We start from the raw sequence: 23097 nt of genomic DNA, 5'->3' as shown, positions 1-23097 counted from the left end.
GTTCATCTGACATTGCCGAACCAGCGCGATTTCAGGGGGAAAGTCCAGTGCGATGCGATGGAGAATACCTGACAGAGTGTGCCAGCGAACAGCAGGGTTGATCAAAATTCTCATCGCAGCGGCCGCCTCGCGGCACGGGTTTCAACAGCGTTCGAAAATGGCAGCGATCCCTTGACCACCACCGATGCACATGGTCGCCAAGGCGTAACGCCCCTTGATTCGCTGCAGCTCATGGACCGCCTTGGTGGTAATGATCGCGCCGGTCGCGCCGACAGGATGGCCCAGCGAGATACCAGAGCCGTTGGGATTGACCTTGGCCGGGTTGAGCTCAAGCTGTCGCACTACGGCGCAGGCTTGAGCGGCGAATGCTTCATTCGACTCGATCACGTCCATATCTGCGGCTTTCAGGCCGGCACGCTCCAAGGCCTTCTTCGTTGCAGGAACCGGGCCGATCCCCATGAGTTCCGGCTCAACGCCCGCAAAGGCATAGGTGACCAGGCGAGCGATAGGCTGAAGGTTGTACTTTCGGACTGCCTCAGCGGTGGCGAGCACAACCGCACCGGCGCCATCGTTGATTCCGGAAGAATTTCCGGCAGTGACACGTCCTTCCTCCTTGCGAAAAGCGGGCTTGAGTTTGGCCAGAGCTTCGACCGTAGTGTCAGGTTTCACGTGCTCGTCAACCGCGAATTCAACCGTGCCCTTGCGAGTGTTGAGGGCGATCGGAACGATCTGCTCCCTGAAATACCCAGCCCGGATGGCCGCGGCCGCGCGGCGATGGCTTTCCGCTGCCAAGGCGTCCATGTCCTCTCGGCTAACACCGTATTTGTCTGCAACATTTTCCGCTGTCACCCCCATGTGGATGCGGTGAAAGGGGTCATGCAAAATATTGATCATGTAGTCGACCATCTGCATGTCGCCCATGCGCTGCCCCCAACGAGCATTCATAGCAAGGTATGGGCCACGTGACATCGACTCCGCGCCCGCGCCAATCGCCACGTCCGCGTCTCCATGCATCAAGGCTTGGGCGGCGGACACGATCGCCTGCAAACCGGAGCCGCAGAGCCGGTTCACATTGAATGCAGGCACTTCCTTCCCCAAGCCGGCGCGAATGGCTGCCACTCGACTGAGGTAGGCGTCGACAGGCTCCGTCGGAATGACATTACCCATGACTAGGTGTCCGAAACTATCGCTGGGCGCGCCGCTGGCCCTGATGGCGGCTTGCACGACCGTTGTAGCAAGATCAGAAAGAGGGACGTCCCTCAGAGAGCCGCCAAAGGTACCAATGGCGGTGCGGAGAGCGGCGACAACATAAACTTCGGGGAGAGCCATGGCTTGTGTAAATGCGTGGTGGATGAAGACAACACTCTACTGGGCCGACCTCGCTTGGGGAATGTCAGAAACGGCCACAGCAAGTGATTTTTTTGCCACTGTATGGGTCAAGGCATTTCATGGGCCTAGCGACTTTGGAACAGCCTGATTGGCGGAGGGGGACTAACTGAATGCCGCCACCTCGCCCAGCCAAGGTGGAGGCACCCCGTGTTGAGTTCTGGGCTGCAAGTGGTTTTCGCTACCCCTTGCCTTTTTCATGTCAGCGGGAACGAAGCGCCGCCAGCCGGACAGCAGCCTCCTGTAACTGCGCCATGGAGTTCGCCATCGAGAAGCGGACAAATTGCCCTGTTTGAGCGCGGCCGAAGTCGCGGCCCGGCGAAAAGGCCACATGGGCACGCTTCATGGCCTCAAAAGCAAAGTCCCAGCTATCCGAAACACCCCATGCTTCGAACCAGGAAGAGCAGTCAGCCCAGGCGTAAAAGGCACCGTCAGGCTCGACCGGCACTTTGAGGCCCATCTCATTCAAGACGGGAATGAACCAGTCGCGTCGTGCCTTGAACTCGGCGCGGCGGCGCTCGTATTCCGCGATGCTTTCCTCTTCGAAGCAGGCGACCGCAGCATGTTGAGCGACCGCGCTGGGACACAGGAAGAAGTTCTGCGCCAAACGCTCGATGACTGGGACCATCGGTTCCGGGACAACCAACCACCCCAGGCGCCAGCCCGTCATGCTGAAGTACTTGGAGAAGCTGTTGACGCTGATGATGCTGTCATCCATCGCCAGCGCCGTTTTTCCGTATGTACCGTCGAAACTCAACCCTAGGTAAAGCTCGTCCAGGAGGGTGATTCCCCCCTTGGATTGGACGAAGTTGTGGATGCGACGCAGTTCGTCCGGATGGATGGACGTGCCCGTGGGATTGGAAGGCGATGCCAGCAGCACACCGCGGGTCTTGTCGTTCCAGTTCGCCTGGACCTTCTCGGCGCTGAGCTGGAAGCGTTCGGCGGCCGTGGTCGGCACCAACACCGGCTCGCCTTCGGCTGCAATGACGAAGTGCCGGTTACAGGGATAGCAAGGATCCGGCATCAGAACCTGGTCGCCCGCCTCGATCAGAGCCAGGCAAGCGAGTTGAAGGGCGGCGGACGCACCGGCCGTGACCACGATGCGTTTGGCGGGCACGTTGACATCGAAACGCTTGCGGTACCAATCACTGATACGCTCGCGCAGTGGCTCGATGCCGACCGCCGGCGTGTACTGGGTCAGGCCATTCCGCACAGCCCGGACGGCAGCTTCCTGCACAAGCGGTGGCGCGGTGAAGTCCGGCTCGCCGATGGTCAGGAAGATCATCGACTGGTCGGTGCCGGCGAAGTCCCGCGCCAGCTGGGAAGCAGCCTTGGCCACCTCCATCACGTAAAAGGGTTCGATGCGCTGGGCGCGGCTGGTGAATTTCATAGTGAAAACATGTCAGAACTGCTCTTCGGGATAGGCGAGTACGGCATCGGCACCATGCAGGATTGTGTCGGCCAGGGCGGGTGCCTTCGACAGCACATGGTCTGCGTAGAAACGCGCGCACAGCTGCTTGGCCTGCAAGAACTCGGCATCCGAGTTATCCTGCTGCAAACAGCTGTGCGCCGCGAGCGCGGCGCGCGCCATCTGCCAGCCTCCCGCAACTATGCCGAACAACTCGAGCATGGGCACCGCGCAGGCGGCCGCGGCTTTCGGATTGCTGTCATTCTGATCGAGTATGAACTCCACGCACAGTCGCAGGGACGAGATGCCAGCCAACAGGCGCGTCGCCAACGCTGCGTGGTCGGCTGCGCCCATACTCTTCAGTTGCTTCTGAACAGCGCTCATTTCTTGCAGCACCTTCTTCGCCGCGTGTCCACCGTCGCGCGTGATCTTACGACCGATGAGATCGGCAGCCTGGATACCTGTCGTGCCTTCATAGATTGTGGTGATCCGTGCATCGCGCAGGTGCTGCGCCGCGCCGGTTTCCTCGATGTACCCCATGCCACCGTGAATCTGGATGCCCAGAGATGCGACATGAACCGATGTCTCGGTGCTCCAGCCTTTGACCACGGGGATCATTAGATTTACGAACGCCTGGCGCTCCCTGCGCACCTCCTCATCAGGGTTACCATGGGCCACATCCATCGCTTCGGCAACGACGCTGGCCAACACGCGCAGCGACTCGGTGCGGGACTTCATCTCCAGGAGCATGCGGCGCACGTCCGGGTGGCGAACGATGGCGACCTTCTCACGGCTCTTGCCCCCCGGCTCCACCCCCTGCAGGCGGCCGCGCGCATAGTCTCGGGCGCGCTGGTAGGCACGCTCGCATAGACCGACGCCTTCGAGACCAACTGAGTAGCGGGCTGCGTTCATCATGATAAACATGTATTCCAACCCGTGGTTCTCTTTCCCGATCAGCCATCCCGTTGCGCCCTCATTGTCCCCGAAGGCGAGCACCGCCGTCGGACTGGCGTGAATGCCTAGCTTGTGCTCGATCGAGACACAACGTACATCGTTTCGGCGGCCCAGGCTCCCGTCCCGATTGACCAGGAACTTCGGCACGACGAACAAGGAAATGCCTTTGACGCCCTCCGGTGCACCGGGGGTCCGGGCAAGGACCAAGTGAACGATGTTCGGCGTGAGGTCGTGTTCACCGTAGGTAATGAATATCTTTTGTCCGTGGACCTTGTAGCTACCATCGGGCTGTGGCACTGCCCGGGACCGAACGGCTGAAAGATCCGATCCTGCCTGCGGTTCGGTCAGGTTCATCGTGCCGGTCCACTCGCCGCTGACCAGACGAGGCAAGTACATTGCCTTCTGGTCATCCGAGCCGCAAAGCTCCAGGGCCTCGATGGCGCCGCGGGTGAGCATGATGCCCACGGCAAATGCCATATTCGCCCCATTCCACATCTCCTCGGCCAGCGAGGACACAACGCGGGGCAAGCCTTGGCCGCCAAATTCGGTTGAGCCGGACAGGGCGTGCCATCCGCCGGCACAGAATTGGTCGTAGGCCACTTTCCAGCCCGGCGCCGTGCGAACTTCACCGTCCACCCACCGAGCGCCCTCCCGATCACCGACAGCATTCAGAGGCGACAGGACTCCGGCGGCGAACTTGCTCGCTTCTTCGAGGATGGCGCCCGCCAGTTCCTCGCCCACTTCCTCGTGTCCCGGCAGCGCTGCGATCGACTCCAGTCCGACCAACTCACGCAAGACAAACTGCATTTCCTTCAACGGCGCAACGTACTCGCTCATATTCTCTCCTGCTTAATGTCCGCCGTACTGGTAAAAACCGTGTCCGCTCTTGCGACCCAGACGCCCCGCATCCACCATTTCCTTGAGCAGCGGCGCCGGCCGGTACTTCGGATCTCCGAAACCTTCGTGGAAGACGTTCATTACCGCCAGCATGGTGTCCAAGCCGATCAGATCCGCCAAGGCCAGTGGCCCAATCGGGTGGTTGCAGCCCAGCTTCATGCCCGCGTCGATCTCGTCCGGGCTGGCCAAACCTTCCTGCAGAACGAAGATGGCCTCATTGATCATGGGGCACAGAATCCGGTTGACCACGAAGCCCGGGCTATTCCTAACCGTGATGGGCGTCTTGCCGATCGCCCGCGCAAACTCGATTGCTGCCTGGTGCGTAGTGTCAGAAGTCTGGAGCCCACGGATCACCTCCAGCAGCGCCATCAGCGGCACCGGATTGAAAAAGTGCATCCCGATGCATCTGGCCGGGTTCTTCAGCACCGCCGCCAGTTGCGTGATGGAGATTGAGGAGGTATTGCTCGCGATGACCGTGTCCCCGCCGACAACCGCCTCGATGTCACACAGGATGCGCAACTTCAACTGCAGGTTCTCGGTCGCCGCTTCGACGACAAGATCGACGCTGCGCAGCTCTTCGTAGGAAATCGAGGTGTGGATCCGTGCCAGTGCAGCGGATTTTTCATCTGCGCGTAGCTTTTCCTTCTGGACAAGCCGCTCGAGACTGTCAGTCAAGGTGGTCAGGCCGCGTTCGAGTGCCGCGGTGGACACATCGATCATCGTGACTTCGAGGCCGGCAAGCGCGCAAACCTGCGCGATTCCGTTGCCCATGGTGCCGGCGCCAATTACGCCGATGTGGTGAATATTCATAATGGAATAGTTGAATGAAAATGCTTGTCGAGATCGGAGCGATCAGTGGGGCCTTTGCCGGTCCCACATGGACTCGCCCACGCCTCCCCGCTGGTTTAATACCCTGGCAAGGACGAACATTAAGTCGGACAGCCGGTTCAGGTATTGACGGCCTGTCGGGCTGACGGCCTGGATTTCAGCGAGTGCGATGACGGACCGCTCAGCTCGGCGGCAGATGGTTCGGCACATATGCGCTTGAGCGCCTCGGAGTGACCCACCCGGGCGAACGAACTCCTTCAGCCGCGGCAGACTCGCGTTGAACGCCTGAAGCAAGCGATCCAGGGCGACGACGCGTTGCGGCGTCAGGATGGTGTGACCGGGGATACTGAGTTCGCCGCCTAGATCAAGAAGGTCCTGCTGTATTTCTGCAAGTTCGGTGTCCAGCTCCAGCTCCACAGGGACCCTCAGTGCCATCAGTACGCCTACGGCGCTGTTGAGTTCATCGACATCGCCCATCGCTGTGACCCGTGGATCTGCCTTGCTGACTCGGCTGCCATCGCCGAGACCTGTGATGCCCTCGTCGCCCGTGCGCGTGGCAATTGCACTCAGTCGGTGTCCCATAGAATGCGTCCTTACATGTTGCGGCGGTACTGCCCGCCCACCTCGAACAGCGCATTGGTGATCTGCCCCAGTGAGCAGACGCGCACGGCCTCCATCAGCACCTCGAAGACGTTGAGGTTTTCGATCACGGCCTGCTGCAGGCGCTTGAGCATGGCCGGTGATTCGGCGGCATGGCGGCGGTGGAAGTCGTCCAGGCGCTTGAGCTGGCTTTGTTTTTCTTCCTCGGTGGAGCGGGCCAGTTCGAGCTTGTCCTGCACCGCGTCGCCGTGCGGGTTGCGGAAGGTGTTGACGCCGATGATGGGCAGCTCGCCGGTGTGCTTGAGCATCTCGTAATGCATGGACTCGTCCTGGATGCGGCCGCGCTGGTAGCCGGTTTCCATGGCGCCCAGTACGCCGCCGCGCTCGGCGATGCGCTCAAATTCCAGCAGCACGGCTTCCTCGAGCAGCTCGGTGAGCTCCTCGATGATGAAAGCGCCCTGTGAGGGGTTCTCATTCTTGGCCAGGCCCCATTCGCGGTTGATGATGAGCTGGATGGCCATGGCGCGGCGCACCGATTCCTCGGTGGGCGTGGTGATGGCTTCGTCAAACGCGTTGGTGTGCAGCGAGTTGCAGTTGTCGTAGATCGCGATCAGCGCCTGCAGCGTGGTGCGTATGTCGTTGAACTGGATTTCTTGCGCGTGCAGGCTGCGGCCCGAGGTCTGGATGTGGTACTTGAGCTTCTGGCTGCGCTCGTTGGCACCGTACTTTTCTTTCATGGCCACGGCCCAGATGCGGCGCGCGACGCGACCCATCACGGTGTACTCAGGGTCCATGCCGTTGCTGAAGAAGAAGCTCAGGTTGGGCGCGAAGTCGTCGATGTGCATGCCGCGCGCCAGATAGGCTTCGACAAAGGTGAAACCGTTGGACAGCGTGAAGGCCAGCTGGCTGATGGGGTTGGCGCCAGCTTCGGCGATGTGGTAACCGCTGATGGAGACGCTGTAGAAGTTGCGCACGCGGTTGTGCACAAAGTACTGGGCGATGTCGCCCATGACCTTGAGGCTGAATTCGGTCGAGAAGATGCAGGTGTTCTGGCCCTGGTCTTCTTTCAGGATATCGGCCTGCACGGTGCCGCGCACGTTTTCCTGCACCCATTCGCGTATCTTGGCGGCCTCGGTGGCCGTCGGGTCGCGGCCGTTGTCCTTCTTGAACTTTTCGAGGTTCTGGTCGATGGCCGTGTTCATGAACATGGCGAGGATGCTGGGCGCCGGGCCGTTGATGGTCATGGAGACCGAGGTCGACGGGTTGCACAGGTCAAAGCCGTCGTACAGCACCTTCATGTCGTCCAGGGTGGCGATGGACACGCCCGAGTTGCCGACCTTGCCGTAGATGTCGGGCCGCAGGGCCGGGTCGTTGCCGTAAAGCGTGACCGAGTCGAAGGCGGTGGACAGGCGCTTGGCGGCCATGCCCTCGCTGAGCAGCTTGAAGCGGGTGTTGGTGCGGAAGGGGTCGCCCTCGCCGGCGAACATGCGGGTCGGGTCCTCGCCCTCGCGCTTGAAGGCGAAGGTGCCGGCGGTATAGGGGTAGCTGCCGGGCACGTTGTCCAGCATCAGCCACTTGAGGACTTCGCCATGGTCCTCGTACTGCGGCAAGGCCACCTTGCGTATGGTGGTGCCCGAGAGGGATTTGGTGGTCAGCGCGGTGCGGATTTCCTTGTCGCGGATTTTTACGACGTATTCGTCGCCGGCATAGGCGGCCTGCATGTCGGGCCACTGGGCCAGCAGGGCGCGGGCATCTGCGTCCATGCGGGCCTTGCGGTGGCCGGCCAGGTCCAGCGCGGCCTCGGCGGCGGGTGCGCGATCGGGCTTGTCGATTTTCAGCATGGCGGCGGCCGCCTTGAGCTGCTGCACCTCGCGCGCCAGCTGGGCCTGGGCACGGGCGCGCTTTTTGTAGCCGCGCACGGTGTCGCTGATCTCGGCCAGGTAGCGCGTGCGCGCGGCCGGCACCACGGGGGTCTGGTTGGTGCTGTGGCGCACCCCGGCCTCGGGCAGCACGCCACCCTCGAGCGCCAGGCCCAGCGCGGCCAGGCGCGGCTTGAGCGCCTGGTAGAGCGCGGTGACGCCATCGTCGTTGAAGCGCGCGGCCATGGTGCCGAAGACCGGCATTTTGTCGGCGGGCGTGCCCCAGGCTTCCTTGTTGCGCTGCACCTGTTTGGAGACGTCGCGCAAGGCGTCGAGCGAGCCCTTGCGGTCGAATTTGTTGATGGCGATGAACTCGGCGAAGTCCAGCATGTCGATTTTTTCGAGCTGGCTGGCCGCGCCGAACTCGGGCGTCATGACGTACATGGGCACGTCCACATGCGGCACGATGGCGGCGTCTCCCTGGCCTATGCCCGAGGTCTCGACCACGATCAGGTCAAAACCCGCGCATTTGCAGGCGGCGATCACGTCGGGCAAGGCCTGGCTGATTTCCGAGCCGAAGTCGCGTGTGGCCAGCGAGCGCATGAAGACGCGCTGGCCGCTGTCGGCGTTCTTTTGCCCGGCCAGGGGAACGGTCCACGGATTAATGGCGTTCATGCGGATGCGGTCGCCGAGCAAGGCGCCGCCGCTCTTGCGGCGCGAGGGGTCTATGCTGATGACGGCTACGCGCAGTTTGTCGTTCTGGTCCAGGCGCAGGCGGCGTATCAGTTCATCGGTCAGCGAGGACTTGCCCGCGCCTCCGGTGCCGGTAATACCGAGCACGGGAATCTTCTTGCCCAGGGCGTTCTTGCGGATGGTCTCCACCAGCTTCGCGTCGGCCTTTTCATTCTCCAGCGCGGTGATGAGCTGGGCGAGGGCGCGCCAGTGACTCTCGTCCTGGCCCTGGATGGCGGCAAGCTTGGTCGGCGCATAGGACGTGATGTCCTTGTCGCAGCGCATCACCATCTCGCCGATCATGCCCTGCAGCCCCATGCGCTGGCCGTCCTCCGGGCTGTAGATACGCGTGACGCCGTGGGCCTGCAGTTTGCGGATCTCGGGGAGCACAATCACACCGCCACCGCCGCCAAACACCTGGATGTGCGCGCCGCCGCGCTGCTTGAGCAGGTCGACCATGTACTTGAAGTACTCGACATGACCCCCCTGGTAGGAGCTGATGGCGATGCCCTGTGCGTCTTCCTGCAGAGCGGCGGTGACCACCTCGTCAACGCTGCGGTTGTGGCCCAAGTGGATGACTTCGGCACCCATGCCCTGCAGAATGCGGCGCATGATGTTGATAGCCGCGTCGTGACCATCAAACAGGCTGGCGGCGGTGACGAACCGCACCTTGTTGGTGGGGCGGTAGTTGGCAAGCGCCTTGAAATCAGCGGAAAGGTCGGTCATGAGTGGTACTCCATCGTGCTGTTACTGTATTTAGTACCGAGCGCGCATGCCATGCCCGCAAGAAGCAACTCGTTGACGGATTTGGTCACCCTGCTATAGGCCTTTGATCGCTAAAGTCCTTCGAACGGCTACACTGGTCGCGCAAAGGGACTATCCCAATGATGAGCACGCGTATGAATAAAACGGAACCTAGGCAAAGCTTGCCCGAGTTTCTCGAAAGTTGGCAGTGGTTTCGCTCCCTGCCAGCTGATCTGCGCGCTCTGGTATTGCAAACGGCGACTGAACGGATTGCGATCGGTGGAGAATTCATCGCTCGCGCAGGCGAACCCACCAGTCACTGGTATGGCGTGATACGCGGCTATCTCCAGATGTACGTCGTCGGACCGGACGGTGCTGAGACTACGCTGTTCTGCTTGCCAGAGCGGTCCTGGGGCGCCGACGGTACGCTTCTCAAGAAGGAGCGGCTGCAGTATGACCTACGCGCCCTCGCGCCGGCGCACATCTGCCTGATTCCCTCACAGACGTTCGAAACGCTGCGACAGTCCTCCATTGAGTTCAACCACTTTCTGCTCGATACCATGAATGCCCGCATGGGTGCATTCGTCGGTATGTTGGTAGCTTCAAGGCTGCTTGGTCCGGAGATGAGTGTTGCGAGGGCGCTGCTCATGCTTGCCGACACTAAACTTCAGGGGGCACAAGAACTTGCGATTTCACAGCAGGAGATCGCGCTCATCTCCGGACTTTCTCGTCAGCGGGTGAATGTCGCGATCAGCGTCTTCAATGAGCGCGGTATCGTTAAAACCGCTCTACGCAAAGGCCACTTGGTCATTCACCTGCTGCAACTACGTCACTACGTGATGACGGGCGGCGACCCCATGAACTCTTGGCGCGAAGAAGGTTAATTCAGGCGTCCGGCCAATAGGTCCAGCCGGTCTCCGCCCCAGAAAAGCTCGGCGTCGTAGACGAACGTCGGAGCACCAAAGACGCCCAATTGCTCGGCATGCCGCTGCGCGGCCACCATGTCGCGCGCCGCCGAAGTGATGCGGTAATCCTTCCATTCGTCGGCACTCAGTCCAGCCGCGACGAGAGCCGCTTCGATCTGCTCTCCAGATTCCAGGTCAAACTCTCTGCGCCAGAAAGCCTCTAGTAGCGGATCGCAGAACTCCCAGAACCGGTCCCGCGATTTCGCGAACAGCATGGCTTGACTTCCCAACGTCGCATCCCACAGCTTTGTGGTGGCGCGGACGGTGAGGCCTTGCAGCTTGGCCAGTCGCCTGCAATCCATGTAAAGGTACTTCAGCTTCGCTACGTCGCGGATCGAACGTTGCTCTACCTCTCCTCCGTAAGCGGAGCGAAAATCGGTGATGTAAGGCCACCAATCAAACCTCACACCTGTGCGCTGTGCCAACGCGCGAGCGGGTCCGATCGCCAAGTATGAGTATGGGCTTCGCAAGTCGATGAAAGCGTCGACCCGCCGGTTTTGCGCCAACATAGGTTACCCCTTCTGGAAAAGGTTGACCTTCGCCTCGTCGGACTTGGTGACGTCGACCCAGCTTTCTCTCAGGAGATCCACTGCGCGGCCCACAGCCGGCCGGGCTCGCACACGACCATACCAGGCCTGCACTCGCGGGACTTCGTCCAGCGACACCCCGGTCAGTTTGTGAATCCGGATCCAGGGGAAACAGGCCATGTCGGCGATGGAATACTCTCCGCATAGAAAGTCTCTACCCTCCAGGCGCTGCTCCATCACCTCCAGCAATCGCCTGGTTTCCTTCTGGTACCGGGTGATGCCGTATGGAACCTTTTCGGGCGCATAGCGGAAGAAGTGCTGCGCCTGCCCCATCATGGGGCCCAGGCCACCGACCTGCCAGAACAGCCATTGGATCACCTCGCTGCGGGAGCGAAGATCCGAGGGCAAGAAGCGCTTTTCCTTCTCCGCAAGGTAGAGCATCAATGCTCCGCTCTCGAACACGGTGAATGGAGCACCGCCATCGGCGGGCGCATGGTCCACGATCGCAGGGATCTTGCCGTTCGGGTTGATGGCTCGATAACCGGCCTCGTGCTGGGCACCAGTCGTGATGTTGATCGGAATCAGACGATAGGGAATTCCCAGCTCCTCAACCAGGATCTGCGCCTTGTGCCCGTTGGGCGCCGGCCAGCTGTAAAGCTCGATCATGGCGTCCCCTTACTTTTTCATGATCTCAAGCCGGCGACGATCCTGCGCACGGCGGTTGCCAGGATCGCCCATGCCGAACGGAAGCCGCGCATCCAGAGCTACCGTCCGTTCCTCGATCTGGCGCAGGACGCTGTCTTGCAGGGCCTTCTTGGACATGGCGTAGGCGACGTTGCAATCGGGTGAGATGCACTTCGCGTAGTTGATGGCCGTGGGAAGCAACTGGTCTGACTCGACTACCTCGTGAAAGAAGCCCAGACGCTCCGCTTCCTCGAATTCGTAAAGCTTGCCGCGTAGCGTTGTCAGAGCACCGACTTGATCGCCCAAGGCGTACTTGATGATCTCGACATAGGTAGCGGGCATCGGGATGCCGATCGGCACCTCGTTCAAACCAAACTTGGCTTTCTTACGGGCGGCGACGCGGAAGTCGCAATCGAGGGCCGTGATCAGACCGCCGGCAATCGCATGACCGTTGACGGCTGCCACCGTGGGACGCGGGTACTTGAAAATGCGCAGGTTTGTTTCCCGGTAATTGCGGTACCACTCCCTGATCTTGTCTTCGCTTCCGCTGCCGAAGATGTCGAAGCTGTACTGGAAGTCGATTCCTGCGGAGAAAACGTCTCCCTGACCCGTGAGCACCACCGGCAGCTCGCTGAGCTCACGTTCGAGTCGGTCGAAAGCGCTGTGTAGGTCCGCGAAGAACTGATCGTTCTGCACGTTGACCTTGCTGCTGTTCATGCGCACAACCGCGCACTGATCCATGACTTCGATATCCCATGCCATAAGGCGTCTCCTAGCTGGTTTCAAACAGAATAGTTACCGTGCCAGATTACCAGCTCGGCCACAGAAACGATGTCGTCGTTACTCCTCGATGGCTCTGCCCATGCCTTACAGGTGAGATGGTCAACTTCTGGCAGATGCTTTGGCAGAGGCATGACATTTCTATTCACTAGTAACTTCATGAATCTTAGATGGGATCACGCACGCTGGGCATTGGGTTTGACCCGCATGGTTGAAGCTCGCAGCAGCGCTGAGAGATTTGGACACCTCGTACCGCGTCACATGGTACGTGCGCATTTTCTGCAATAGCGATCCTGCTGCGACCGAGCCGCCAGGTAACGCCGAGCTATGACCGCTCAAGCGCCTGGCCGACGGCCTGCCAAGCTTTGATTGACCTCAGTTTTCTGGCCTCCTTGCCCAATTCGAGAAGCGGAAAATCTCTGTTCCACCGCTCACGTGCCGAGGTTTGTGATGCAAGCCAGAGTTGCTCGCTCTCACAAAGCACGTCCGCCGCAAATGAAAGCGCACCAGCAGTCAGGATGTGTGCGTTTGTTTCGCGAGGATCCATCACGGAACAGGCTTCAAGGCCTGTGATTGCCGCAATACAGCGCTGCAACCATTTCGTGGACCAGGACCCCGAGCGCGCTTCAGCAAGGAGATAAGCGAGCGCACAGCCCGTCACGAAGACGTCCTCGCGCGTGCGGAAGGGCTTGGCATAGTCACCATAACCGTCGCCGGGAATCACTTGTGATTCTGCAAGGCACACTGCATTGAATTTGACACCCGTGTGGGGAAGCTCCGGAATGACGTTCTGTGGACGCGGACGCCCGCGGCGCACCCCTTGCGATTTGATCGGCAGGTGCACCATGGTCATGCTGCCAGGCCCTTCAGTCGGGCCGTCGCTCACTTTGGAAAGAATGAAAAGCGATTGCACGTCCAGTCCGCCGACGATCCACGACTTGCTCCCAGTCAACCGCCGGTTCGGCCCCTCGCGATCGAGCAGCGTCTTGATCTGTGTGATCTTTCGACCCGATTCATTCACACCTAGCGCAGTGACCAGACCAGGACGGGTTTGGTCCGGAAATGCTGCCTGAATTGCACCTTGGTAGCCGCTGAAAAAAGCCCACGCCAGCCTGTCGGAGCGCAGGGCTGCCGCAATGGCCGAAAGATATGGCCCTCGTCCGGCATTTGCGCGCTGAGCTTCTCGCCAAACTGGAATCCAGTGGGCCAAGCTAGTGCAATCGGTCCGCTCGCGGTCTATCGCGAGGAGCAGATTCACGAGCGGCCTGTCCTGGGTCATGTTCTGGTTACGCCAAACTCCGACTTCGCTACCGCTTCGTACTCTGGCCTCTGGAACAAATCCGGATGTTCGAGGTATTGGCCTGCCCAGTCGGCCGTGTCGCTGCCCCAAAATAGTCTTTCGCCGATGGCCAGCGTCGGCACGCCGAAGACGCCCGCTCCCACGGCGCGCTGGGTGTTGGCGGCCAGTTGCTGCTTCACCTCCGGCGAGCCAACAAGCGTGCCGGCGTCCGAGGCTTCCAGGCGCTCAGCCAAGGCATCGAATTCCAGCTCAGGGTCACGGCCCTCGCCATAGATAAAGTGGAATGCGTCCTTCACCACCTGATCGGTGGCGCCCAGAGCCACCATTAGGCGTTGAGCTGGAAGCGGATTGAACGGATGGCGCGGCGGCATCTGAAAGGGCAGGCCCTGCTGGCCGGCAGCCCAGACGCAATACTGGTAGGTGTGGAGGCGCTTGGGCGGCACCTCCGCCGGACCCTTGGTTCCCCAATGCTTCAGCAACCCCGCGAAAAGCACGGGCACCGCCTGAATCTCCATATGATCGCGTAGAGGCCTCAGCTTGTGGAAATGCAGGTACGAGAAGGGGGAGATCAGGTCAAAGTACCACTGTGCTTTTTTCATGGTTCTACAGGTCAGAGCTTTTGGGACTGCATGAAGCGATCAAAAGTAGCCTCGGTGAAGCGGAACCAGAGGTTCTGATCGGCGCGGAACTTCGCGAAGTCCGCGTAGACCTTACGCCAGTTCTCGTTCTTCGCCGAGACCTCGCTATACAGCTCCATCGACGTCTTGAAAGCGGCATTCATCATGTCCGCCGGGAACGGTCGCAGTTTCGTTCCGGAGCCGACCAGTTGCTTGAGAGCCGCAGGGTTTCGCTCGTCGTATCGCGCCTGCATGACGACATGCGATTGTGCAGCGGCCGCCTCGACGATAGCCTTGTTCTCCGCCGACAAGCCGTCCCAGGCTTTCTGGTTGATGAAGAAGTCCAGTTGCGGCCCGCCCTCCCACCATCCTGGGTAGACATAGTACGGGGCGACTTTGTTCAAGCCGAGCTTCAAGTCATCATAAGGCCCGATCCATTCGGCGGCATCAATCGTCCCCTTCTCCAGCGCCTGATAGATCTCGCCCGCGGGAATGTTCTGTGCGACGCCCCCCATTCGCTGGATGACCTTGCCGGCGAAACCGCCGATACGGAACTTCAGCCCTTTGATGTCGGCCATGGATTTGACTTCCTTGCGAAACCAGCCGCCCATTTGCGCACCGGTGTTCCCGCCGGGGAAGTTGATGATGTTGTACGTGGCGTAGAACTCGCGCATCAACTTCAGGCCGTTGCCTTCGTACATCCAGGCCGACATCTGCCGGCTATTGAGACCAAAGGGAATGGCGCAGCCCAAGGCGAACGTCTCATCCTTTCCGAAGAAGTAGTACGGCGCCGTGTGCGCCACCTCGATAGAGCCTTGCTGTACTCCGTCGACGACACCGAAAGCCGGCATCAACTCGCCGGCAGCATGGGTGGAGATTTCGAACTTGCCGCCGCTCATGGCCCGGACGGCCTTGGAAAAGATCTCAGCGGAACCAAAGATCGTGTCGAGCGACTTGGGGAAACTGGAGGCCAAGCGCCAGCGGATGACCTGCTGGGCGTGGACGGCCGGAGCAACTCCGGCTGCCAGAACGCCGGCGATGCCCGCGTTCTGAATCAATGTTCTGCGTTTCATGTCTGTCTCCTCTTTGTTTGGCTGCGCACAATCCGGGGTGCGGAGCCGGTTATCGTTTTCGTGTCCTCAGCTCACGTGGTCAAGTTAAAGACCCTCCGCGCGTTCTCGGCCAGAAACAGCGCTTGCACTTCCGGCCCCAGATCGAGGGTTTCAAGGCCGGCAAGACACTCCTCAGGAGTCAACATCGGGAAGTTTGTGCCGAACATCACCTTGCGCTTGCCGGGGCCACGCATGTAGTCGACGAACTCGCGCGGAAAGCGAGAGGCTTTGTAGGCGGAGGTATCTACGTAAACATTGGGATGTTTCATCATCACGGAGATCATTTCGTTCACCCATGGAAAACCGATGTGCCCTCCCACAATACGCAGTTCAGGAAACTCATGCGCCACGTGGTCCAGGTAGGGTATCGGCCTGCCCGGCTCCGAAGGACGCATGGGGCCGGCATGCCCGACTTGCAGGCAGAACGCGATATCAAGTTCCACGCACTCAGCGTAGAGCGGGTAGTACCGACGGTCGTCTGGCGGCAGACCCCACAGCCAGGGAAGCACCCGCAGGCCCTTGAAACCGTGCTCCTTGACGCACCGGCGAAGCTCCCGAACCGCTTCCATTGGCTTGGTGATGTCCACCGAAGCGATGCCCACAACGCGCCTGGGATCTGCCTTCACAGCAGCGGCAACCTCGTCGTTCGAGATCATGACTCCAGCCGGGCACCACCATGCACTGGCGAGAACCTGCGAAACGCCTTGAGACCGGAATATCTCGAGTGCCTGCCGATGCGTGATTCCCGGGTTGTCCTGTGCGATCGTCTTCCAGGCTGTTGGCCAGCGTCGAAGCGAATCGAACATCGGGTCCAGCAGGTACCGCTCGTTCGGCAGTTGCATCCACGCGTCAATGATGTCCGGCATAGCTCCCTTAAGTGGAAGAAACGGGTTTAGACTTCGGTCGGAACTGGTCGTCGAAGTCCTCCAGGCTCGGCATCGGCATCACTGGCCGGGATTCGAGCTTCTCGATCTCGTAATAGAGCCTCATAAGCATGCTGACGCGCACGTCGTTGTCCACGTAGGGGGCATGGTATGCAAAGAACGGGTCGTAAACCGAATAACCGACATATCCAAGCGTTCCCTGCAGCAGGTGACGCATCATCCCTTTGAGGTCACCGTGAATCGAGCCCGGTTCGAACATGTAGTCACGCCCGCCAAGGGAGGCCACCACCATTGCATGCTTGCCCTTCATGCCGCCGCGGTCGTAGACCCGCGTGCCGCCATAGAACGCGCCCGAGAGGAACACTCTGTCAATCCACCCCTTCATCTGGGCGGGTACCGAATACCAAAATACGGGAAACACCATGACCAGCAGGTCTGCATTCCTTACGGCCTCGACCTCTGACAGGATGTCCGGAGCCAGGGTCTTGTGCTCGTAGCCATGGCGCTGCTCGAGCGGATAGACCAGGTAATCAGACCGAGCCCGCGTGCCGAAGTCGGATGAGCTCGCAACCGGTTCGAAATTGATTTCCTGCAGGTCGGTGACGCTGGTCTTCCACCCCTTGCTTTCCAGCGCCTGCGTGGTGAAATCGCGCATGGCGGCAACGAAGGAATTGGGCTCGGGGTGGGCGTAGACGATGTGCGCGCGCTTCATGGATTTTTCTCTTGTAATCTTTGATTCCGACGGAGGACCGCCGCGTTGATTGCATTGACCTCTTCGTCGATGCGCTGGTGAAAGCCGTCGGCAGGATGCAGCCAGTCCTTGATCTGGCGCAACATAACCGCGTCCTTGGACGCCAAGAATTCGGCGCGCCGAGCTGCCGTGGCGCTTACCTCCTCCGCTGCGACCATTTCTGCCACTAATCCCCACTCAACAGCTTCGGCACCGGTGAACTTCTCGCCGCTCATTAGCAACTTCTTCGCTCTTACGACCCCGACCGCTTCCTTCAGCAGAACGGTGCTGGCTGCCTCCGGAGCGATCCCCAGATCAATAAAGGGAAGCCGGAAAGCCGTCTCCGCGCTCGTAACTACCCAATCGGCGTGCAGAAGCCAAGTCACGCCGATACCCGTCGCAGAACCCTGCACTGCTACGACGACAGGCTTGCGGACATTGGCGATCGCATGAAGAAAAATGGGTACCGGATCATGGGGCTGCTGCGGCCATTCGCTAAAAGCGGCCAGGTCATGACCCGCGCAAAAGCTGTTGCCCGACCCGGTCACGAGGATGCAGCGCACATCCGCATGTTCGTCAGCCAGCCGGAGTGATTCCGCCAAGGCTGCAAACATCGACATGGTGAGCGCATTGCGTTTTTCCGGACGCTCAATAGTGATACGGCATATTCCTCCGCTGACCGACGACACAATGCAATCGCGATCCAGGATGTTCACGACCATGCACCTTCCAGGAACTGACCGTAGCCATCCGACGTCGGCGGCGGCAAACCCTTGCCCGTGATCTCACGGAACAGCGCTTCCTGGCGCTTGCGCGCCTGGTCGACCGACGAGGCCTTCACGTGGCCAAAACCACGAATCTGTTCTGGGATGCGCGCCAGTTCCAGGCACTTCTGCGGATGTTTGTCCAGGTACGGTAGCGTCGCCCGGATCACGTCCTTGTACTCATTGATGAGCGCGCGCTCGGTGCGGCGCTCGTCGGTGTGTCCGAATGGATCGAACGGCGTGCCCCGCAAAACCTTCAGGGGAGCGAGGAGCCGAAACGCTCGCCCCATCCAGTCGCCATAGACACGCTTACGGGGCAGCCCGTCAGACCCTCGGCGCGCAAATAGCGGGGGCGCAAGGGAGTAGCCGACTTGGTAGTCACCTTCGAACTGGCTGGCGACAAGCTCCTTGATCTCGCTGCTGGAATGCAGGCGCGCGACCTCGTATTCGTCCTTGTACGCCATTAGCTTGTACAGGTTTTTGGCCACCGCTTGCTCAAACCCCTGCGGCGCTTGCAGCCGAGCCCGCTGCACGAATTTCAGGAACTCTTCAAACTGGGCCGCGTAGGCTTCATTCTGATAGGTAACCAGTCGAGTGCGGCGATGCACGATCAGGTCTGCCAGGTTCTCTCGATCGGCACGTGGCAACCACTGGATCACCGAGCTCTGCCTTCGCACAAAGCGCTCGGGAGCGGCGATGAACTGCCGTCCAACCGCAAAGGCGCGCAAGTTTGTTTCGACGGCCTGGCCGTTCAGCTGAATGGCCTTGCGCAGGGCTTCCAGCGTGAGCGGCACATGACCGGCCTGCCAAGTCGCCCCCAGAACCACCATGTTCGCGTACACGCTGTCGCCGCAGAATCGCACGGCCAGATCCTGGGCGGGAATCCTCTGCAGGTTGGACGTGCCGCAGGATTGCTCCAGGATCTCCCAGAGCTTGTCTTCGGGCATATTGAAATCACGGTCCTGCTGGAAATCGGACGTGGGAGTGACGTTCTCGCTGACGATGGCCACAGATGATTGCGGGTTCAACTTGGCTACCGTATCCGGATGCGCGCTGACCACCAGGTCACAACCGATCAAGAGATCGGCCGACCCGTCCGAGATACGCGGTGAATGGACCTGTGCGTGCGAGTGCGCCAGCCGCACGTGGCTCCAGACTGCGCCGCCCTTTTGGGCCAATCCGGCCATGTCCAATACCGAGCTGTGCTGGCCCTGCAGGTGGGCGGCCATCCCCAGGATGTTGCCGATCGTGAGCACGCCGGTGCCGCCAACCCCGTTGACCAGGATGGAGTAATCCTTCAGCATCTCGGGGAGTTGGGGATGAGGAGGCTCTTGCCAAGTGGAGGGATCGTCCTCGCCTGTAGCGGAAGCCCTCTTGCGGAGAGTCCCTCCCTGGACGGCGATGAAGGACGGGCAGAACCCGTCGGCGCAGGAGAAGTCCTTGTTGCACGAGGACTGGTTGATCTTCCGCTTGCGACCAAGAGGTGTCTCCAGCGGCTCGATAGACACGCAGTTGCTCTTGGTGGAGCAATCTCCGCATCCCTCGCAGACTTCGGGGTTGATAACGAAGCGCAGGGCTGGATCGGGAAACTTGTTCCGCTTGCGGCGCCGACGCTTCTCCGCAGCGCAGGTCTGATCGTAGACCAATGCGGTCACATCCAGAATCTCCCGCAGCTGCCTCTGAACCATATCCAGGTCGCTACGGTGATGGAAGGTCGTGCCGGGCGCGAACTCCGCCTGGAAGCCTTCGTACTTGCTGATGTCGTCACTCACGACCGCGATACGCGAGACACCTTCTGCGCGCAGCTGATGCGTCAGCCTCGGGACCGTGAGGGGCCCGTCATGCGACTGGCCGCCCGTCAGGGCTACGGCATCATTGAAGAGGATCTTGAACGTCATCGGCGCTTTCGCCGAGACCGCCTGACGGATGGCGAGAGAACCCGAGTGAAAGTAGGTACCATCGCCCATGTTGGCGAACATGTGCGGACGCTTGGAGAAGCGGCTCTGCCCCACCCACGGCACTCCCTCGCCGCCCATGTGCGTGTAGCTTTCCGTACGCCGGTTCATCCAGTTCGCCATGTAGTGGCAACCAATGCCGGCAGTTGAACGTGAGCCCTCTGGGACGTTGGTGGACGTGTTGTGAGGACAGCCGGAGCAGAAGTACGGTCGCCGCATGACCGGAGTGCGCAAGCCGGCGACGCGCCACATCGACTCCAACGCGCTACCTTGCGTCGCGCCCAATTCGCGCAGGCGCGCGGCGATAACGTCTGCAATCTCGATGGGGGTCAATTCGGCGTCGCCGCGTAAAAGGCGTTGATCGTCAGGGATGCCGAATTCGGAACAGACCGGAGTGCCAGCCGACTTGCCTACAACGCGCGGCGCCTTGGCACCGCTGGATGCCAAGGGGTAGAGGATGTCCTTCACCTGCTGTTCAATCAGCGCGCGCTTCTCTTCCACCACCAAAATCTCATCCAGGCCTTGAGCAAAGTCCCTGACGATATTGGGCTCCAGCGGCCAGACCATGCCCAGCTTCAGCAGAGCAACACCTTGCGCCGATAGCTCGTCATCAGCAATGCCCAGGAGGGACAGGGCCTCGCGCACATCGTTGTACGCTTTACCGGCGGCGATGATCCCCAGCTTGGAACCGGTTCCTTTGCTGACGATCTGATTCAGCCCGTTTGCCCGGCAGTAGGACAGCGCTAGCGGTAGCTTCGCACGCACGAGACGCGGCTCCTGCTCGGCCCATACATCGGGCCAGCGGATGTGGACGTTTTCGACGGTCTTGAAGTCTTCAGGGGGACGGCATTCGACGCGGAACGGGTCTACATCCGCGATCGAGGTCGTTTCGACGACGTCCGAGACACATTTCAGGCTCACCCAAAGACCGGATGCCCGGCTCATGGCGTAGCCGTGAATCCCGTAGTCCAGGTATTCCTGCACATTGCTCGGGTACAGGATCGGAATAAAGGACGCCACCAGGAGCTGCTCGCTCTGATGGGCAAAAGAGGATGACTTTGCCGTGTGATCGTCGGCCGCCAGGACAAGTGCGCCGCCGTGCTTGGAAGTCCCCCCCGCATTGGCGTGCTTCAGGGCGTCCGCGCTCCGGTCGACGCCGGGCCCCTTGCCGTACCACATCGCGAACACGCCATCGACGGTTGCCTCTTCCGGATGCTGCATCAGCTGCTGAGTGCCCCAGCACGCAGTGGCGGCAAGGTCTTCGTTTACACCTGGAATGAATTCGATCTGGTTTTTGTCCAGCAGGTCCTGGACGCCCCACAGTACCTGATCGAGGCCGGCCAGCGGCGAACCGCGATAGCCACTGACGAAGCCGCCCGTGTTCAGGCCGGCTGCGCGGTCACGGGCCTTTTGGTTCAGGAGAAGGCGCACCAGCGCCTGCGTGCCGCTGATGTAGGCAAGGCCTCGCTCCAGTAAGTAGCGGTCGTCGAGACGAGCGGACCTCAACAAGGCTCCGGGCGGTGGCGTGATTTCAGACATGGCGGGACTTCTGCGCGACGCTGATCGCAGCGCTTTTGTAAATGGTTTGGAGCTTCGGATCGCTGGAAGCGTCGGCCATTCGAGCGCAATACACCCAGAGCTCCTGAGGAATGGATGCGCCTGTGCCGACGGCCATCTCCAGCCGAATGACAGCGAGTCTCTTGTGACCCATATCAACGCTGCGCGTCAGCAGCGCGAGCGCGCTCTCGCGGATTTGTACTCGCTCGGTTTCGCTTGCAGTACCGCGAAGTCCGTCTCGCAAGGCGCGCTTCAAGGTGCGGACGGTTTGTCTCGTCATGCTTCCTCCAAAACGTCTCACTTTATATGTGTGTCTTGGCTGTCTCAATGCCCAAAAAACGCTCTGGCCTGACGGTTTCGGGCATGTGCGAATAGTTGTCAGGTTCATTCAGGAAACTCCTAGTTGCCGACGTCGATATTCCCCTGGTTGAATCCCATTCCAGCGCTTGAAAGCGCGGTGGAATGCGCTCGCCTCCTGGAAGCCCAAGCGCGCTCCGATCTCGTCGACGCTCAGGGTTGTGTGACATAGCAGGTCGATGGCCATATCGTTTCGCAGATGGTCCTTGATCGCCTGGAAACTGGTTCCCTCCGCTTCCAGACGCCGACGCAGGGTCGTGGGAGTCGTCCCGAATATCATTGCAAGCTGCTCGAAGCCGGGCCAGTCGCCCGGATCGCCCACGACGCCGCGGAGGCGGCGCCGCACTTGGGCAGTCCAGCTGTCTTCGTTGCGGTACTTGAGAAAAACTGATTGAGGCGCGGTACGCAGAAACTGTTGCAGCGTCGCAGCGTTTTGAACCACCGGCACCGAAAGCGCGCGCCCTTCAAACTGCATCGTCGTCTGCGCAGCACCGAACACGATGTCGTCGCAGTACATCAGTCGATACTCCTGCGCATAGTAGGGGCGCGGATGTGCAAAGGTCACCTGGCCAAGCGGTACCCTACGGCCGGCCAGCCAACACATCAGGCCATGGATAAAGATCAGCATGGTTTCATCTGCGAAGCGACGGTCTTCTGGATCCTGGATTTCATTGGTCAACCGCAAAACGGCCTTATCTTCTTCCAGGCGCAGTTCCCCCTTGACGTCGCCAAGGAACAGGGAGAACCCTCGCAGCATCCTCTTGACGGCGCGGTCCAGATCGGCGCAGGACAGCACGGCTTGACACAGCAAGGCAAAGCTGCCGACCTTCATGGGTCGCTTGTCCAGACCGAAAAACTCATCGTCCAGTTCACGTGCCACCGCGAGCCAAAGTGCAGAGTACGCATTGGCGGGCACCCTGGCGTTCTGAGCTTCCAGAACCTGCGGCGTAATACCAGCCGCAGCCAGTGCCCGTTCGCGGGCCGGGCCAGTCAGATGACGTACTGCAGCCTGCACGAAGTGAACGGACACTGTGTGCTTTTCGACGGTCTCGCTTGCAGCTGTCATGGCGCTGCCTTTCCCACCGACCGACCTGTCGGCAAGGCTCCTAGCTTCCAATCTGGATTCGTTTGCATGATTAAACCCAGACTCGCCGAGCAGGACATGCGGTATTCCTGGTCCGGTTGACCAATAGCCGGTGGGGGCGTTTATGCCAACAGTGGTCATGGCAGTCTCCTAATTGGCAAATGAGCAGTCGATTTGACTTTACGTGAAGCGGCTCACATGGCTTGTCGTCTCAACGACAAGCCATGTACGCATACCGCTGGCACTGGTGTGCAACAAGGAGTTATTGACGGCGCGCGACTTGTAACGAAGGGAAGAAGGGTCGTCGGAAATTTGTCGTTTGTCTAAAAGAATCCCGCCATACGTTTCGGGTGTTGAATTCCGTCGAAATCTG

At 60.4% G+C, this 23097-nt stretch carries 20 protein-coding genes; 1 reads left to right on the top strand and 19 read right to left on the bottom strand.

The window, feature by feature from the left end; genetic code table 11:
- Positions 1-141: 141 nt before the first annotated feature.
- The 6 genes from PMI15_RS05885 to icmF form a co-directional block, all read right to left on the bottom strand.
- Positions 142-1329, bottom strand: coding sequence for an acetyl-CoA C-acyltransferase family protein (locus PMI15_RS05885; protein WP_036837682.1), 1188 nt, complete (start codon positions 1327-1329; stop codon positions 142-144).
- A 259-nt stretch (positions 1330-1588) separates the two neighbouring features.
- The gene (locus PMI15_RS05880) at positions 1589-2776 is read right to left on the bottom strand and encodes a pyridoxal phosphate-dependent aminotransferase (protein ID WP_007865106.1); all 1188 of its coding nucleotides are present in this window, start codon (positions 2774-2776) and stop codon (positions 1589-1591) included.
- Between the two features lie 12 nt (positions 2777-2788).
- Positions 2789-4585, bottom strand: a complete 1797-nt coding sequence (locus PMI15_RS05875; RefSeq protein ID WP_007865103.1) for an acyl-CoA dehydrogenase — start codon at positions 4583-4585, stop codon at positions 2789-2791.
- A gap of 12 nt (positions 4586-4597) precedes the next feature.
- Positions 4598-5455 (bottom strand): 3-hydroxybutyryl-CoA dehydrogenase, encoded by an 858-nt coding sequence (locus tag PMI15_RS05870; protein WP_007865100.1) that lies wholly within the window; start codon positions 5453-5455, stop codon positions 4598-4600.
- 42 nt (positions 5456-5497) lie between these two features.
- On the bottom strand, positions 5498-6055 hold the full coding sequence (locus tag PMI15_RS05865) for a cob(I)yrinic acid a,c-diamide adenosyltransferase (protein ID WP_036837679.1): 558 nt from the start codon (positions 6053-6055) through the stop codon (positions 5498-5500).
- A gap of 11 nt (positions 6056-6066) precedes the next feature.
- On the bottom strand, positions 6067-9390 hold the full coding sequence (gene icmF, locus PMI15_RS05860) for a fused isobutyryl-CoA mutase/GTPase IcmF (protein ID WP_007865097.1): 3324 nt from the start codon (positions 9388-9390) through the stop codon (positions 6067-6069).
- A gap of 173 nt (positions 9391-9563) precedes the next feature.
- Here icmF and PMI15_RS05855 point away from each other — a divergent pair, with 173 nt between their 5' ends.
- On the top strand, positions 9564-10292 hold the full coding sequence (locus tag PMI15_RS05855) for a Crp/Fnr family transcriptional regulator (RefSeq protein ID WP_007865095.1): 729 nt from the start codon (positions 9564-9566) through the stop codon (positions 10290-10292).
- Here PMI15_RS05855 and PMI15_RS05850 read toward each other — a convergent pair.
- From PMI15_RS05850 to PMI15_RS25265, 13 genes are all read right to left on the bottom strand, one after another.
- On the bottom strand, positions 10289-10882 hold the full coding sequence (locus tag PMI15_RS05850) for a DsbA family protein (protein ID WP_007865092.1): 594 nt from the start codon (positions 10880-10882) through the stop codon (positions 10289-10291). The two genes, PMI15_RS05855 and PMI15_RS05850, sit on opposite strands and share 4 nt — an antisense overlap.
- Before the next feature lie 3 nt (positions 10883-10885).
- Positions 10886-11566 (bottom strand): glutathione S-transferase N-terminal domain-containing protein, encoded by a 681-nt coding sequence (locus PMI15_RS05845; protein ID WP_007865089.1) that lies wholly within the window; start codon positions 11564-11566, stop codon positions 10886-10888.
- Positions 11567-11575: 9 nt separating this feature from the next.
- Positions 11576-12346: an enoyl-CoA hydratase/isomerase family protein gene (locus tag PMI15_RS05840; RefSeq protein ID WP_007865086.1), complete on the bottom strand. Its 771-nt coding sequence runs from the start codon at positions 12344-12346 to the stop codon at positions 11576-11578.
- Between the two features lie 343 nt (positions 12347-12689).
- On the bottom strand, positions 12690-13622 hold the full coding sequence (locus PMI15_RS05835; protein ID WP_157214543.1) for a hypothetical protein: 933 nt from the start codon (positions 13620-13622) through the stop codon (positions 12690-12692).
- A 17-nt stretch (positions 13623-13639) separates the two neighbouring features.
- Positions 13640-14263, bottom strand: coding sequence for a 2-hydroxychromene-2-carboxylate isomerase (locus PMI15_RS05830; RefSeq protein ID WP_007865081.1), 624 nt, complete (start codon positions 14261-14263; stop codon positions 13640-13642).
- 11 nt (positions 14264-14274) lie between these two features.
- Positions 14275-15354: a TRAP transporter substrate-binding protein gene (locus tag PMI15_RS05825; RefSeq protein WP_007865077.1), complete on the bottom strand. Its 1080-nt coding sequence runs from the start codon at positions 15352-15354 to the stop codon at positions 14275-14277.
- A 71-nt stretch (positions 15355-15425) separates the two neighbouring features.
- Positions 15426-16259 carry an amidohydrolase family protein gene (locus PMI15_RS05820; protein ID WP_007865076.1) on the bottom strand — a complete coding sequence of 278 codons (834 nt, stop codon included), beginning with the start codon at positions 16257-16259 and terminating at the stop codon, positions 15426-15428.
- A 7-nt stretch (positions 16260-16266) separates the two neighbouring features.
- Positions 16267-16989 carry an NAD(P)H-dependent oxidoreductase gene (locus PMI15_RS05815; protein ID WP_007865073.1) on the bottom strand — a complete coding sequence of 241 codons (723 nt, stop codon included), beginning with the start codon at positions 16987-16989 and terminating at the stop codon, positions 16267-16269.
- Positions 16986-17729 carry an enoyl-CoA hydratase-related protein gene (locus PMI15_RS05810; RefSeq protein ID WP_007865070.1) on the bottom strand — a complete coding sequence of 248 codons (744 nt, stop codon included), beginning with the start codon at positions 17727-17729 and terminating at the stop codon, positions 16986-16988. The genes PMI15_RS05815 and PMI15_RS05810 overlap by 4 nt, the downstream gene beginning before the upstream one ends.
- On the bottom strand, positions 17720-21265 hold the full coding sequence (locus tag PMI15_RS05805; protein ID WP_007865068.1) for an indolepyruvate ferredoxin oxidoreductase family protein: 3546 nt from the start codon (positions 21263-21265) through the stop codon (positions 17720-17722). Before PMI15_RS05805 ends, PMI15_RS05810 begins: the two co-directional genes overlap by 10 nt.
- On the bottom strand, positions 21258-21563 hold the full coding sequence (locus tag PMI15_RS05800; protein ID WP_007865066.1) for a hypothetical protein: 306 nt from the start codon (positions 21561-21563) through the stop codon (positions 21258-21260). The genes PMI15_RS05805 and PMI15_RS05800 overlap by 8 nt, the downstream gene beginning before the upstream one ends.
- Before the next feature lie 108 nt (positions 21564-21671).
- Entirely contained in the window at positions 21672-22865 is a 1194-nt protein-coding gene (locus PMI15_RS05795; RefSeq protein WP_007865062.1) for an AraC family transcriptional regulator, read from the bottom strand.
- A 39-nt stretch (positions 22866-22904) separates the two neighbouring features.
- A partial coding sequence (locus PMI15_RS25265; protein WP_238541080.1) for a hypothetical protein occupies positions 22905-23097 on the bottom strand: 193 nt, incomplete at its 5' end.

The sequence above is a fragment of the Polaromonas sp. CF318 genome (assembly GCF_000282655.1).
Taxonomy (GTDB): domain Bacteria; phylum Pseudomonadota; class Gammaproteobacteria; order Burkholderiales; family Burkholderiaceae_C; genus Polaromonas.
Note: the sequence above shows the minus strand (reverse complement) of the source record. Positions and strands in the feature narration are given on the sequence as shown.